We start from the raw sequence: 14,918 nt of genomic DNA, 5'->3' as shown, positions 1-14,918 counted from the left end.
CTAATATTATAACACATTTGTAAACTCTAAACAAAATTGAATAAAAAAGAGCCGTCCCCCGAAAGAGACGACTCGATAAACCAAAGTACTTTTGTTCAGTTAACCGGCGGTAAGGAAAAACCAATTTCCTCCGCCGCCTGCCAGACCTCATCCAGTCTACCCAAGTCAACCGGCCCCACCTCGTGGTGTTGCCATTCCTTAAAAGCGTGAACGAAGGTGCCGGCATGACAGGCATAAGTAATGCCCGGTTTCAGACGCATGGTAAAGTGAATGTTCACTTGCTGAGGATCATAGGCCAATAACCCGCCTTCAAAATGCTTGATATCCGGCCGTGCCCGAAAATCACGCTTTTTGAGAGGATTGGGTACGGCGAAATTCAGCACCACTGCATCATCGGGAATATGCTTGAACAAATCCCGACGAGAAGGGATTGATTTACCAGTGATCCAGAGAACGCATGATGATCCCATAGTTAGGGAATTTGTCCACTCCAGATTGACGGAAGCGTCACCCGCCTCAAGGGCAATAGCCGTAAACCGCTCGTAATCCTGTGTGTACATCAAAATCTTAATGCCTCGCCGAGCCAGATCAATAGCCACGGCACGGCCGATCTTTGAGGTTGATCCGGTCAAAAAAACCGGCCCTTTAATCTGATACTTCTCAATCAGGGCTAGAGCTTGCCGAATAACCGTTGCTGCGGTGAGAGTATCACCATGGACTATCCGAGCCCATAAACGGTCGGATAATTCCTGAACGATCCCTGACCCTCCGTCGGTTATTCTGACATCCTTGGTCAGTGCTCCTAGACCAATAACCTTGACTCCCTTTCTTTGCAGATCAAGGACCGCTTCCAAGATACGCTTTTTAATGCTGTTCCGCCTTGTCGGGAGAAAGAAATGCCAACCGAAATTACGCAAAAGAACAGTCCGACCATCAATTTCTTCTCCGGTCGGCGTCTTAAACACAAATCGATCAACCGTATCAAACGACTTCTTGCCGACAAGATACCTTACCGACATCAGCCAACATAGCGGGTAGAGCCAGAAGAGCCAATAACGCCTCTCCGGGTGCTTGTGAAGGCAAGAGAACGGCCATAATAACCAGTTCCAGCTTTCCACCCAGTGAGCTAAAAAGGCCATTCTACGTTCATTCGTTTCCATGTCTTATAACTCCTATGTTGTAACGTTCAAGTGTTAAAACCGGCATTTTACCGATTACTCATATAATATCATATTAGCGTTATTTTGTCAATATAGTTATCCACAGGACACCACTTGACAAATTTTTTACATATGGTATAATGTAAACATATTAGAACATTCAACCTAACAACCTAAGCAGGTGTAGCAATACACAAACCAAAAAAAGGATAAGAAAATGAAGACGTTTCGAGAGATTATGATGCGATTATTGGAAGTGATCGGCGGCGCGGCTTTCGGACTGGTGGTCCTAGCATACTTCTTTATTTCCGCCCTGGCGGACTACCGAAATTGCTGGCTGGGCTGGAAAGACACGGCCAAAGGCTTAGCGGGCTGGGCGATTTTTATCATCGCCGCCGTAAGCTATTACCCTGTTCTGGCAACGGAACACCTATTTGTCGGCGACTAAGACCGACAACACGTACTACGACCGGCGAGCATAGCATTAAGCTTGCCGGTCTTTTAATTCATTTTAAAAGCCGGCACTCATTTAAGAATGCCGGCGCAAAGACGCAAAGAACTTTAGAATCTCCAACTTCCGGAGAGGCCGAAAGTCAGGATTTCGGTGGACATCTTTCGTCCGGAGACCTCATTGCTCCCCCAGCCGTAACTGGTAGAAGCAATCAAGCTGAAATGCTTAGTCGGCGAATATTTGATCCGTCCGCCGAGAGCCCAACCATCAACATCGGGCGTCATATAATCAGCCGTTTTGGTAATAGCCTTACTCATGTAAGTCACACCGCCTCCGGCCGTCAACTTATCGCTGAACTTGTGACTGGCGCCCAAGTGAATAGCGATGTTATCCTGCCAATTCATGTTGACAGCTTTGGTGATCGGCAACTTATCAAAATTCACCATAGCCCGGTTCAAGCTGTTCCGGCTGTAGCCGAAGTAAGTCACCTGACCAACCAACAGCCAGTCTTCCCGTGGCTGATAACCAACGGAAAAATCGAACTTTTCCGGAAACTTGAATTTCAAGTCAATACCATCGCGAATCTTTAATCCCAAGAAACTGGCACTGCAACGGCCTTCAAGATTTACCGTGACCGGCGAAAGATAATTGACGCCTAAGGCCAGTTTGTCTGTCGCCTGATACATGGCACCGGCTTGCCAGCCATAGCCGAACCCCAGAGCCTTCAGATTAACTCGAACCGGCAATGCTATACGGTTGATATCAAAAGGGCCAGCCCAAGTCATCATACCCATAGCAATCACCGGTCCGGCGCCGATTGACAAACGATCCGTCAATTGCTTGGAGATGAATGGCTTAATATAGGTCCCAGACACAAGCGTCTGCGAATCCATACCATACCAGATATTCTTAAAGCTGGCGCCCAAACCGTAATTGGTGTGGATGTCAACACCCCATACCGTTGACTCATCAATCCTCTCGGCATAAGAAACCGCCGGGAGGACATGGGCCATATTCTTAGAAGTGAATTTCTTCCCGCGCCCATCTTCATAAGTGAACTTGGGAACCATAACTTCAGCCCCCACTTCCACCAAACGCTTGCAGGACAGTTGCAATTTACTGCCGAGGTTATGCGGAAACCACGCCCCCGACGGGTCGGATCCCAATCCGATATCGGTCGTACCGGTAGCCGCCACACGACTCAATCCGCCAGCAGATGCCGACTGATCGATACACAGAAAAATAGCAACGACAACCGCAATAATAATACCTTTCTTCATTTCAACTCTCCTCTTTTTATCCCCAAAGGGATGATTTTATGTGCTAAAGGCATTTAAACAACATAGTTTATGCCAATATATAATTGTACCATATACACAATACTTTGTCAAGATAGTTATCCACAATTAAAAACGCCGCAAATAAGCGGCGATTTTAGTCATATTTTAATTGTTATTTTAATTTAAACCAACTTTTAACCTTCTGCCAACCACGCCGAATGAACCCCTCATCCTCCTTAGAAGAAGCCGTGGAAGAAATATACTCCCCCATCTGGCTTTCTTTTACTGACGGCCTTAGAACATCATGAGCCCGCTGTCTGATGCCAGCGTATTCGGGTAAAGCTACCGCATTAGCCTTAAATGCCGCCTCAACTTTTTGTTCTAAATCCTTTCCCCGCAAAGATATAAAATTAATATAACTATTATCTCCTTTAAGAGTCGGGGCTTTCATATATTCCACCATCAAATCCAGTGCTTGCTCCATATCCTGTCCTTTATATGACTTCTCCCCCTCCTTAACTGGTTGGACATTTTTAACAACTCTCTCCAATTGATTTATATTAAAACTATGTTCCACTGCTTGTGCTACGTATTGCAATTTATATTCCTCAAACTTTTCCCGATGTTGACTATATCTCTCGGCCAAAATTATCTTAATAATCTCCCTGACTTTCTGCCGTAATTGCAAATCACGACCACGGGTGACCAGATTGGTTTTTTCGCCCAAAGTTTTTCTTTCCGTCTCGTAAGCGCCACTAATTGATCCCAAAACTATCTTATCTAAATTATCCTTCAGGTATTTTTCTGCTTCAGCAATCTTCTCAACGACATACTCCGGCGGAAAAAATTCCTTAGATCCCTGGATCCCCTTGGTTTTAGAGATAATCTGATATAAATCTTCTAATGATCCCGCTTGGTTGATTTCTTCTTTTAACTTCTCTGATTTTCTGTTTTTTTCTTGCCAGTCAACTTCTTTCTCATAGGCCTCATCATCCAAAAAAGGAGAACCTTCAAATTCTTGGTCTATTATCTCCGGCTCATCAAGTTCGAGCTCAACCTCCCGCTCAAATGATTTTTGTTGTTCGATTCTAGGCATATAGTTATAAGTTTATAATACTAAAAAAGCTTAAATTAAATAGGCGATAAGGCTACTTAGTTCCCATACAGACCATCTATATTATATCAGAAATAGCCTAATTTAGTAATATTGATAAAAGATGGCTTTTGCCGGCACTAGATAATATTTTCTATTCCCTCTGGGATGCTTAACGATTTTCCGTATTTAGGGATCAAAAACGACAACCCAAATTATTCTACTGATATTATGCTGGCACCCCTTAGAGTTGATGTTATTAAAATTCACCATATATTTACTTTTAATTTATACTTAAATTCTCCCACCGAAATTACTAAAAGTCAATAAATATGTATAGTTTCCAATATTACACACAAACATAAAAACGCCCCAGTTAGGGCGTTTTTATGTTTAAATAAATCCTGTTATACGATACCCATTAAGATGCTATCCAAACTATCTGGGAAAGAACCTAAAAATGCCAGGATTTCGGGCCGCTTTGCACAGAATTATCAACGCACGGGGTGAAGGAATCGAACCCTCGCTAAAGGTTTTGGAGACCTCTGTACTGCCACTATACGAACCCCGCATTAACGCGGCCAACCGCGTTTTATTTGGTTTCCTTATGCATCGTATGCTTCCGGCAATGCTTGCAATATTTATTCATTTCCAATCTGCCTTTGAGAAGCTTTTTATTCTTACTGGAAAAATAATTGATCTTCTTGCATTCGGTGCACTCAAATTTAATCATGTTGTCTTGAGACATAAAAATTTACATTAATTTTACTTAGCCAGCTGTCGGATTCGAACCGACGACCTACGGTTTACAAAACCGTTGCTCTACCAGCTGAGCTAAGCTGGCTTATTGGTAAAACAGCCTTAAACCTTAAAATTGCCCTTTTATCTTAACATATTTTTAGTAAAAAAGCAAGACACCGTAAATTCGGACAAAATCAGCCCGAAACCCTCTCCCCGGCCAAAGAAAAGCTTTTGACTGAGAGAATCCTGACTTTAACTTTCTGCCCGAACAGCTCATTTTTGGAACTGAAAGCCACGACTTTGCCCGAAGCGGTTCGGCCGTAGCATTTTCCCGCCTTGTAACCATCAACTAAAACCGCTTCCACTTGCCCCAAATATTTTTGATTATTAGCCAGGGCCGTCTGTTTCAAAATTTCGTTCAACTCTGCCTCGCGCCGTTTTTTCTCTAACTTTGGTACATCATCATTAAACTTAGCGGCGGCGGTTTGCGGTCGCAACGAATACTGCGACAGATAAGCCATATCGAACCGGCACTGACGCATCAACTTGGCCGTATTCAAAAATTGTTTTCTTGATTCTCCGGGAAAACCAACGATAATATCAGTAGAGATTGCTATGTCAGGCACGGCGCGCCTAACGCTATTAATCAAAGCCAAAAATTTCTTAGCCGTATACTTGCGATTCATGACCTTCAAGATTACATCATCCCCCGACTGCAAAGCCAGATGCAACTGCGGGGCAATATGTCGGCCATTAGACATAACCTTTATCAACTCAGCAGACAAATCTTTGGGATACGAGGTCATAAACCTTAACCAATAATCTCCAGGCATCTTGTCAATCTTGCTTAATAATTGCGAGAAATCAATTCCGTCGCAAGAATAAGAATTAACATTCTGCCCCAACAGAATAATTTCTTTATAGCCCCGCTTAATCAACTGCCGACATTCTCTGATAATACTATCGGCCGGCCGATGTTTCTCCCGGCCGCGCGTATAGGGCACGGCGCAATAGGAACAAAAATTATTACAACCGTTACTGATAGGAACCAAAGCGGAAGATTCCGACGAGGGTTGGGCGGGCAAACATAAATAATCTGTAACCGCCATCGCCTTATCCCCGCACATAATTTCTGGCAGCCGCCACATTTCCGTAATTGGCAAAACACTGTCAAAAAATTTCGACAGTTTCTTCCGATCCTTAGCCAAAACACAACCGGTCAAAATAGTTGTAAGCCGGCCGGCCTGACGGCGCTTCTGCCATAATTGCGCTTTGCCTATTACCCTGTCTACGGCCGCTTGTCTGACTGAACAAGCTACTACAACAATTAAATCAGCTTTATCATCGCTCATACTCGCCTGCCAGCCCAAATCATTAAGTAAGTGGCTGACGCGCTCGGCATCAGCCTGGTTCATTTGGCAACCCAAGACCAAAAGATAGTATTTTTTAGCGGATTTTTTCATGCAATTCATTATACAAAAAACACGAAAACAAATCAATGCTTCCGTGCCTCAATTAATGACCAGGCGGGCTGTTAGCTCGTCGCCACCCAAGCTAGAATAGCGGAAATAGCGGCCGAACCCAAAAGCATCCAGGCGGTCATAGCGGCTACTTTCTTAATGGCAGAAGTTCTAACGGCAGTGACAGTTGATAATTGCTTATTGTTCATAGCCAATATAATTATTTAATGACAATTTTAATGCGTCCGACGTCATCAGGAGTAATATCGCGCCAAGACGGGGAAATATCCACCTGAATATCTTTAATGACTCCTGTTTTCTGGGCATAATCCATAATCTCATCGGCAGTCCGACCGGTAAAATTAGTTTTATCCAACACCGGACTGTCGGCGGTCAGATACCCTTGCAAGGGATAATTAATTTTAACTGCGATATTTTCCGAGTTGTTGGCGTCTAGAACGGTAATCTGTATCAGTCGCTGATCAATATCTTCCACGCTTAAATCATTAAAATTCATTTTTTGGGCTTTGCTTTTTATCAACTCAGCCAAAGCGCCGATATCCGCGCTGATGGTCTTCAGCCGTACCGTACCAGTCATAGTGAAAAAACTTGCTTCATCGCCCAGTTTCTTGTCTATCTTATAACTGACTAATTCACCCCGTACAATGCCGGCGGTGGTAGACGCTTGAACCTCGGCTACTGCTTGAGCCACGAGTTCTTTCTTGGCATGATTAATGTCGGCTTCGCCGATGATTTTCACGGCACCGGTGGGGTTCTGTTGCAATGGGCTGATGATTTGTCCAAAAATCTTGCTTTGCAAAACAGAAGCTAGCTTGATTATAGTCAAGTTACCGCTGATTATCGGTTGGAAAGTGGCGGGATCTTTGGGGAAAACGCTGACTGTCACACTGCCGCCGGCCGGTATATTAACAGCTTCGTCAGTTCTGACAATAACTCCGTTCTCTCCCTGTAATTGAGTAGTCCTGACTAATTGTTGGCTCTTGCTGTATTGATTGACTATTCTTACCTGACCCACCAAGTCTGAAGATTGAGATTTGGTGGATGAAGCTTCAAACATTTTTTCTACGATTTTGGTGGTAATACTAAGAGTGCCGCCTACTGCCCCTTGCTTGGCGATTTCCGCCGGTGTAGAGCTGGTCTTTACTTCCGTATTGAAACTTAAATTGACTACTTGCACTTCCGGCGTAATTACAATCGTCGCCTGGGAATAAAACAACAAAAACACGGCCGAGATGACAACCGCGGCGCAAATAATGAAAACAATGGCGATGTTACGGTAGAGCGTGATTCTACCCATAAGTTTAATTGTTTACTAGCCACTCTCTCACGACTTTTCTGACATCTTTATCAGTAACGCGCAAAGCCTTTTGAGGGGCGGCTAAATTTTCTATGTGAACCCGACTACAGGCCTCGTCAATGGCATCAATGGCCTTATCCGGATAAGAACGACCCTTAATTGCCTTAGTGGCTGTAACTGCCGTTTTAATAGCTGATGGGGTGATAACAACCTTATGGTACTTCTCGTAAATATCCTTAATACCCTGCAATATCTGTTCAGTCTGAGCCGCTGTCGGTTCAGAAACAAACACCGGCTGTAAACGCCGATCCAAAGTCTTGTCTTGTTTGATGAACTGTAAATATTCGTCCTTGGTGGTGGCGCCCACGACTTGTAATTCGCCGCGTGCCAAAAGCGGTTTAAGAATATCGGCGGCATTAATAGCCCCTTCCGCCACTCCAGCCTCAGCTAAAATATGTATCTCGTCAATAAACAGAATGATAACTCGTTTGGCGGCGATAATTTCATCGGTAATTTTTTTAAGTCGTTGCTCAAACTCGCCGCGATACTTGGTGCCGGCCAGGATCCCGGTCAAATCCAAAGCCAGGACCTTTTTGCCATACAAAGAAGTGGGCACCTGTTTGCTAATAATGCGCAAAGCCAGTCCTTCGGCTACTGCAGTCTTACCTACGCCGGCAGCGCCAACCAAAACAGGATTATTCTTGGTACGACGGGATAAAATCTCTACTACCCGAGAAATCTCATGATCGCGTCCGATAACCGGATCAAGTTTTTTTTCTGCGGCTAAACGGGTTAAATCTCTGGAATATTTGGCTAAAATAGAACCGGAACTAATGCTGTGATTACTTTCCCCCCAACCCGCTTGACGATAAAGGTAATACAAAACAGGCGCTAGAATCAAAACTCCGACAAGTAAAAGAATCTGATCCATAAAAATTCATTAATTTTAAAGCCCATGACTCATGGCACTGCTTAAATTATAACACGATTACGGTCTAAGCCGCAACTACTCCCGGCCCTAAAAGCTTTTCTACGGCCTGCTTAAAGGCCTCGGAGTAATTAACTCGGAAATTAGTGCGAATTTTTTCTGACCCGGCGTCACCGCTTATTACCAGTTCAATAACATGATTACCCGGATAAGCAAAGATAAGCGCTTTGAGCTGTTTGGTCAAATCATAGTCCAGGGGCGGTTTTAAATTAAAAGTAATGACTTTTTCAATTATTTTTGGCGCCGGAGACGGAGCAACTGACTGCCGGTTGTTATTATAGCCGTTGCCATTGCTATTACCCCATTGCCCTCGCCTACGACTCGGCTGATCCCTGGAGCTGATTAAAAAACTGTCCAGCGTTTCCTTAAGCCCCTCTTGATTCAATACGGCCGCTAAGTCACAAAGAACCTTACGCTCGCCGTCTTTGTCAGACACGGTGCCGCTGGCGATAATAATCGTATCCGGCTGCCATAAATGAGGATTCTGTTCTAAAATTTTAGGGAAAACTAGTACTTCAATTTCACCGGACACGTCTTCAACTTTAACAAACAACATGGCATCTCCTTTTTTGGTATAAATTTTCTTAACATTGGTAATAACCCCTGCTACTCTGACTTGAACGCCGTCAACACAGCCCCTTAAAGTGGCGCAAGCAGCGGCATAATTAGCAGTAACAGCCGTATAATCGCTCATAGGATGTTCGGAAATATACAAACCTAGAGATTCTTTTTCCCATAGCAATTTAGTTTTTTTATCTAAAGGCGGAGCCGGCTCTAACTTAAGCCGAGGCAACGCCACTTGAGGCGACAGATCAAACAAGGAATCCTGTTTTTCATCAACGCTTCTACCTGTCTCTTGGATAAACTTCAACAGCCGCTCCATGTTCTGCAATAATAAATTGCGCTCGCTCAAAGAATCAGAGGCTCCGGCTTTAATCATGGCTTCCAGTGACCGCTTATTCAAATCCTTGCTTTTGACGCGGGACAAAAAATCAACCAAATCAGAAAAACGTCCGTTAGCTTTTCGCTCCGCGATTATTTCTTTGACAATATTTTCGCCCAAACCCTTGACTGCCATCAACCCGAAACGAACGCGGGGTTTAGCCGTAGCCAGAGTCTGAGCCACTACGCCGAAATCGGCAAACGACTCATTAATATCGGGCGGTAAAACCTCAATCCCCAACTGGCGGCACTCATCAACCTCGATGGCAATACGATCAAGATTCTGCTGATCGGAAGTAAGCAATGCCGCCATAAATTCTGCCGGATAATTGGCCTTCAAATAAGCGGTCTGATAAGCAATCAAGGCATAACAGGCGGCATGGGAACGGTTAAAACCGTAAGCGGCGAAAGGCAAGATGAATTCCCAAATCTTTTCGGCGATGCGGCGGTCAACATTATTCTTGACCATGCCGTCCACCATTTTGATTTCTTGCTCATGCAGTAGTTCTTTAATTTTTTTGCCCACAGCTTTGCGCAACACATCGGCCTCGCCATAAGTGAAACCAGCCAAATCTCTAGCAATACGCAATAATTGCTCCTGATAAACAGCCACGCCGTAAGTGCCCTTAAGGATCGGCTCCAGTTTCGGATGCAAATACTGGGGTTTTTTACGGCCGTGTTTGCCATTAATGTAATCAGGAATGTACTCCATTGGACCGGGACGATACAACGCCACCATAGCAATTAAATCCTCCAAATCCGTCGGCGCCAACTGTTTTAGATAACGTTTCATACCGGCGCTTTCAAACTGGAATACGCCCGTAGTCTTGCCTTCCTGAAAAAGTTTATAGCTTTTTTTGTCATCCAAGGTAATATGATCAACATCAATCTCAATATTATGGATTTTTTTAATGATGCGCAGCGTCTGTTCAATGATAGTCAAGTTGGACAAACCCAAAAAGTCCATTTTCAATAACCCCAAATCTTCCACTGAATGGCCTTCATATTGAACGACTATTGATTCGCCCGAACCATATTGGCGCGGCGCATAATAGTCCAGCGACTCCGGCGTAATCACCACGCCGCAAGCATGGGTGGACGCATGACGGCAGACGCCTTCCAACCGTTTAGCTGTAGCAATCAACTTAGCGCCGTCACTGTCGTTTATAATATCCTTCATCTCGGGCACGGTTTCGCAAGACTCATCCAAATTCATACCCAAAGGTATCAACTTGGCTACGCGATCGCAATAATTATAAGGCAAGCTCATCACCCTGCCCACGTCGCGGATGGCATTTCTGGCGGCCATGGTACCGAAAGTAATAATCTGCGCCACGTGATCACGGCCGTATTTATCGGCTACATAACTCAACACCTCGTCACGCCGGCTATCGGCGAAATCAGTATCAATATCAGGCATGGAGATACGTTCGGGATTAAGAAAACGCTCAAACACCAAGTCATATTTAATCGGATCGATATTGGTAATCCGCGTCAGATAAGACACCAAAGAGCCGGCAGCTGAACCGCGTCCCGGGCCGACGACAATCTTATTATCCTTAGCCCAATTAATAAAATCGGACACGATCAGAAAGTAGCCGGCATAACCGGTTTTGGCAATAACGGAAAGTTCGTAAGACAAACGTTCTTTGATTTCCGGCGTGATTTGCTCTAATTTAAATCTCTCTTGCAAACCCTGGTCGCATAATTCACGCAAATAGCCATCGGCCGTTCGGCCTTCGGGCAGAGGAAAATTAGGCAGGATATTATCACCTAATTGTAATTCCAAATTACACATCTCCGCCACTTTCAGCGTATTGGCCACCACCTCGGGATGATCGGCGAAATCGGCAATCATCCGCTCCGGTGATTTAAATGACAGGTCAAAGCCGATATAACTCATGCGATCGGGATCACTCAGGGTCTTCTTGGTCTGGATGCATAAAAGAGCGTCTTGGGCATATTCATCTTCCTGCCGGGGATAATGAACATCATTGGTCGCGACGACAGCCGTGTTTGTTTCCTCAGCCAAACGATAGATCTGTTCATTTAGTTGATTCTGCTTGTCAAAATTAGGATGATACTGCACTTCCAAAAAAAAATTTTCCCGACCGAATAAATCTTGGTAACGAGCAATCATCTCACGCGCGCTTTTTAAATCATTATTCAAAACATAGCCCGGTAATTCTCCGGCAACGCAAGCAGTTAAAGCGATTAATCCCTCATGATGCTCCTGCAACAGCTCCCAATCAATGCGAGGTTTATAGTAAAATCCCTGCAAATGGGCGATGGTCGTTAACCTGACCAAATTATGGTAGCCAACCTTATTCTTAGCTAACAAAATCAAATGCCACGGCCGTTCATCAATTTTGGGTCGCTTATTCAAATGGCCATTCCTGGCCACATACGCTTCCACTCCAATGATCGGTTTTATTCCTGCTTTTTTGGCTTTTTTATAAAATTCTATCGCCCCGTACATTACACCATGATCAGTCAGGGCCATGGCCGGCATCTCATATTGCTTGGCAATTTTTATCAGTTCATCAATCTGCCCTAAGCCGTCAAGCAAAGAGTAGTGAGAGTGGACATGGAGATGGACGAATTGGGACATGACTGAAAAATTTAGAAAGTTTTAATAAAAAAACCGATACAAACAGCCGATTAAAGATAAAAACTCCCCGATCAAAGAGAGTTTTGTTTAGTTAGAAAAAACCTTATCTCAATTTTTATTATACAAAAAAATAGAGTTTAAACAAAATTCAAGCCCACCTATTTTAAAACTGCCGTAATCGACATATCCTGGCCGCCGCGAGATAAAACAATCTCCACTTTATCCCCCATCTTAAAGTTATTGACAATATCGGACAGACCCTGATAAACATTGAGTTCGAAATCGTTTATTTTCTTAATAATATCACCCTTCCTGATTAGGCCGAAAACCGCAGTACCGCGTACCGGTTCGCTAATGACGTAAGCACCCTTATCGCCCCAATCAGCTAAGCCGTCAGCCTGAGCCAAGTCAATATAATTCACGCCCAAAGACGCCCGAACAACTTCCTTATTATTCAATAATCCGGTAATTAACTGAGAAAAGTAATCAACGGGAATAACTGAACCATTATCAATCACACCGATTATCTCCCCCTTAAAATTAACCAATAAACCGCCATTATAACTTTCGGCCAAAAGCCGATCTAAATAAATCCTTTTTTGCGGATGATCAGAGTTAAGCTTTAAATCGCTGACTGTGGAAAAACTATAGCCGATCTTGGTTATATGAGTCAGCTCCAGCCGATTATGGCCGGAAACGACTACAACTGTCTGGCCTAATGATAAACTGTTAGATTTGCCGATTTTGGCAACCGGCAAATTGCTGGCCGACATTTTTCCAAAAACTATGCCGGTAGCATGATCCTCAACAAAATCAGACAACAGATATTGTTTGTTCTGGTAACCTACGGCAGTATAAGACCCTTTAAGATTGGTGATAGCGGCGCGAGAACTGACTACCCAACCATCGGCAGTCAAAACAAAACCATGGCCCAAAACATCACTATCAGTAAAAGCGGCGCTAAGCGGCTCGGTTGATTTATTGCTATAATAAACATTAACTACAGTGGGCAACAGATCATTCTCTATCTGCTTCATTTGCGTATCCTGCTCAATCACCACGCTACGCGGCTGTTGGATGATAATCCTATCGTTTAGAGTCGCCGAAGAAAAATTCAGCTGGCTTAAAATCGGAATTTTTAAAGAGGAAGCGCTAATAATGACAAAGCCCAGAAAACCGGAAAGTAGACCGAAACAGATTGACAGAATAATAACCAAAAAAGTTTGCGATGGTTTGAACATAAAAAAATAATTAAAGCCAGATAGCGCTAATAAGAGTTAAAACGACGACCAAGGAAAAAACCACGATTGTTCTTAGGTGGGATTTTCCTTTGTTTATCCCCGCCGAACGAGGTAGGGATAACGACAACATTAGATAATATGTTGCGGCTGATAAGATAGCGGATACGTAGAAGCTAACCGGCCAAAGCAACAATAAAAATAGCAATTCCGTTAATACTATAGCCTGTATCAAGGCATAAATCAAGGCGGGACGCCAGCCGAATGAGTATTTAAGATAAAGCCAATAATAAAGAATGAAACAGACTAAGCTTAAAATAGGAACCACCGCCAAGACCGGCCAATTTAAAAAAATGGAGAAATTAACCAAGGAGGCGGTCAAGAAAAAAACTATCAAAATATTGAAATACGAATACAAATTATTCAAATTGATTATATGGATGCGGGTGGTTTCATAAAAATCATGGAATACCGCTTCCAGATAAAGCCAAAACAAAAAAGACCATAAAAACAGGAAGCAGTTAATAACATAATTATTTTCCAAAATCAGTAAAAAGACAAAACCGGAAGTAATAAAAATCAAACTATAAAGATAAGCGACAATGACTGATTTGGTCTTATTGTTAATATTGATAAGAAAAAAATAAATACTGGGAACTGCTAAAAGGACAATAAAAAACCACAACCAATGCCCGGGCCAATAAAAAACCGCCCGACAAAGAGCAAAAAAAGCCAAGGCCGCCAAGTAAGGGAAGAGTCGTAAGAGAAGCAAGATCATAATCCTTATTCTTGATTGATTATACCTTTTAATTCCGTTAACTTCTTAGCGGTCGCCGATTGATTGCTATTTCCGGATAATTCACCGATTTCTCCCAAGGCTAGAATGACAGCTAAGTGTTTGGCTTTGTTTTCAGACGGGACCTTAAGCGCCAATAACTTATCTTGAGCGGAGCGAGCCAAAACCGACAAATCATTACTAACAATTGCCTGACTTAAAAAGTCATCAGTAATAGCGGCAAAACTGCCAGCATAATCAGTATTTAATTTGACTAAGTCAATCGGCTGACTAGGTTGGTCTAGATTGGCCGTTACCTGCTTAATCTGGTTTGTTGGAAGGCCAACATTATTGACGACCCCATAAAATTTATAAGCCAGAAAAGCCAGACTGCATATGACGGCCAGACCAACCAAAAGGATGGTCAGCGTTGTTTGCTGACTTAATTCCAACTTTAAGCTATTTTTAGTCATACTACTGGATTTTAATTAGACGACGGAAAACAAAGCCAAGCCGATAAAAATAATCGCAAAAATTACAAACATCGTAGCGGCTGTGGAAATGAACGCAGTCAAAGATTCCTTATAACGCTTATCCAAAAAATAACGCACCGGCCAGATAAAAACAATTACGCCGGAAACAGCAACTGACAAAACCAGCAACGCGAGAAAGGCCACGATGCCAAAAACCGCTGTCCAAGGCCGAGGCGTAGAAAAAAATGTCTGCGTGCCGACCATAAATATCGCCACTAAAGCGATATAGCACACCTCCATAATACCAGCCACCAGTCCCTGGCCGGCCGGGGTAGAAAAATGATCGCGCCTGAAAGGATTGAATTTTAACATATGATTAGGGGTTAAT

Annotated in this window: 14 protein-coding genes and 2 tRNA genes; 1 reads left to right on the top strand and 15 read right to left on the bottom strand. The window is 43.5% G+C overall.

Translation table 11 applies throughout. The features are described 5' to 3' along the window. Nucleotides 1–95 precede the first annotated feature (95 nt). A complete protein-coding gene (locus WC473_04565) occupies nt 96–1,160 on the bottom strand; it encodes a hypothetical protein (protein MFA5125061.1) in 1,065 nt (354 codons plus the stop codon). Nucleotides 1,161–1,377: 217 nt separating this feature from the next. Between WC473_04565 and WC473_04560 the strand changes: the two genes are divergently transcribed. Further along, nucleotides 1,378–1,608 carry a hypothetical protein gene (locus WC473_04560; GenBank protein MFA5125060.1) on the top strand — a complete coding sequence of 77 codons (231 nt, stop codon included), beginning with the start codon at nt 1,378–1,380 and terminating at the stop codon, nt 1,606–1,608. Between the two features lie 113 nt (nt 1,609–1,721). On the opposite strand, the gene WC473_04555 is transcribed toward WC473_04560, so the two are convergent. The 14 genes from WC473_04555 to WC473_04490 all read right to left on the bottom strand — a co-directional run bounded on the left by WC473_04555 (nt 1,722) and on the right by WC473_04490 (nt 14,902). Then, nucleotides 1,722–2,891: an outer membrane protein transport protein gene (locus tag WC473_04555; GenBank protein MFA5125059.1), complete on the bottom strand. Its 1,170-nt coding sequence runs from the start codon at nt 2,889–2,891 to the stop codon at nt 1,722–1,724. A gap of 172 nt (nt 2,892–3,063) precedes the next feature. Next, the gene (locus WC473_04550; GenBank protein ID MFA5125058.1) at nt 3,064–3,987 is read right to left on the bottom strand and encodes a hypothetical protein; all 924 of its coding nucleotides are present in this window, start codon (nt 3,985–3,987) and stop codon (nt 3,064–3,066) included. A gap of 497 nt (nt 3,988–4,484) precedes the next feature. Next, a tRNA-Trp gene (locus tag WC473_04545) sits at nt 4,485–4,555 on the bottom strand. Between the two features lie 21 nt (nt 4,556–4,576). Continuing rightward, nucleotides 4,577–4,732, bottom strand: a complete 156-nt coding sequence (gene rpmG, locus WC473_04540; GenBank protein ID MFA5125057.1) for a 50S ribosomal protein L33 — start codon at nt 4,730–4,732, stop codon at nt 4,577–4,579. Nucleotides 4,733–4,755: 23 nt separating this feature from the next. Beyond that, nucleotides 4,756–4,828: transfer RNA gene (locus WC473_04535), tRNA-Thr, on the bottom strand. Between the two features lie 91 nt (nt 4,829–4,919). Continuing rightward, nucleotides 4,920–6,188, bottom strand: a complete 1,269-nt coding sequence (gene miaB, locus WC473_04530; protein ID MFA5125056.1) for a tRNA (N6-isopentenyl adenosine(37)-C2)-methylthiotransferase MiaB — start codon at nt 6,186–6,188, stop codon at nt 4,920–4,922. A gap of 71 nt (nt 6,189–6,259) precedes the next feature. Then, nucleotides 6,260–6,394, bottom strand: a complete 135-nt coding sequence (locus WC473_04525) for a hypothetical protein (protein ID MFA5125055.1) — start codon at nt 6,392–6,394, stop codon at nt 6,260–6,262. Between the two features lie 11 nt (nt 6,395–6,405). Further along, nucleotides 6,406–7,503, bottom strand: coding sequence for a hypothetical protein (locus tag WC473_04520; protein MFA5125054.1), 1,098 nt, complete (start codon nt 7,501–7,503; stop codon nt 6,406–6,408). Between the two features lie 4 nt (nt 7,504–7,507). Further along, a complete protein-coding gene (locus tag WC473_04515) occupies nt 7,508–8,434 on the bottom strand; it encodes an AAA family ATPase (protein MFA5125053.1) in 927 nt (308 codons plus the stop codon). Between the two features lie 64 nt (nt 8,435–8,498). Then, nucleotides 8,499–12,044 (bottom strand): DNA polymerase III subunit alpha, encoded by a 3,546-nt coding sequence (locus tag WC473_04510; GenBank protein MFA5125052.1) that lies wholly within the window; start codon nt 12,042–12,044, stop codon nt 8,499–8,501. Nucleotides 12,045–12,202: 158 nt separating this feature from the next. Continuing rightward, complete coding sequence (locus WC473_04505) at nt 12,203–13,285, bottom strand: S1C family serine protease (GenBank protein MFA5125051.1); 1,083 nt, start codon at nt 13,283–13,285, stop codon at nt 12,203–12,205. A 10-nt stretch (nt 13,286–13,295) separates the two neighbouring features. Beyond that, entirely contained in the window at nt 13,296–14,060 is a 765-nt protein-coding gene (locus WC473_04500) for a hypothetical protein (GenBank protein ID MFA5125050.1), read from the bottom strand. Between the two features lie 5 nt (nt 14,061–14,065). Next, nucleotides 14,066–14,530, bottom strand: a complete 465-nt coding sequence (locus WC473_04495; protein MFA5125049.1) for a hypothetical protein — start codon at nt 14,528–14,530, stop codon at nt 14,066–14,068. A 15-nt stretch (nt 14,531–14,545) separates the two neighbouring features. Next, nucleotides 14,546–14,902, bottom strand: a complete 357-nt coding sequence (locus WC473_04490) for a hypothetical protein (protein ID MFA5125048.1) — start codon at nt 14,900–14,902, stop codon at nt 14,546–14,548. Between the last annotated feature and the right edge of the window lie 16 nt (nt 14,903–14,918).

This window comes from Patescibacteria group bacterium (assembly GCA_041650895.1).
GTDB lineage: Bacteria > Patescibacteriota > Patescibacteriia > 2-01-FULL-39-33 > 2-01-FULL-39-33 > CAISTG01.
Note: the sequence above shows the minus strand (reverse complement) of the source record. Positions and strands in the feature narration are given on the sequence as shown.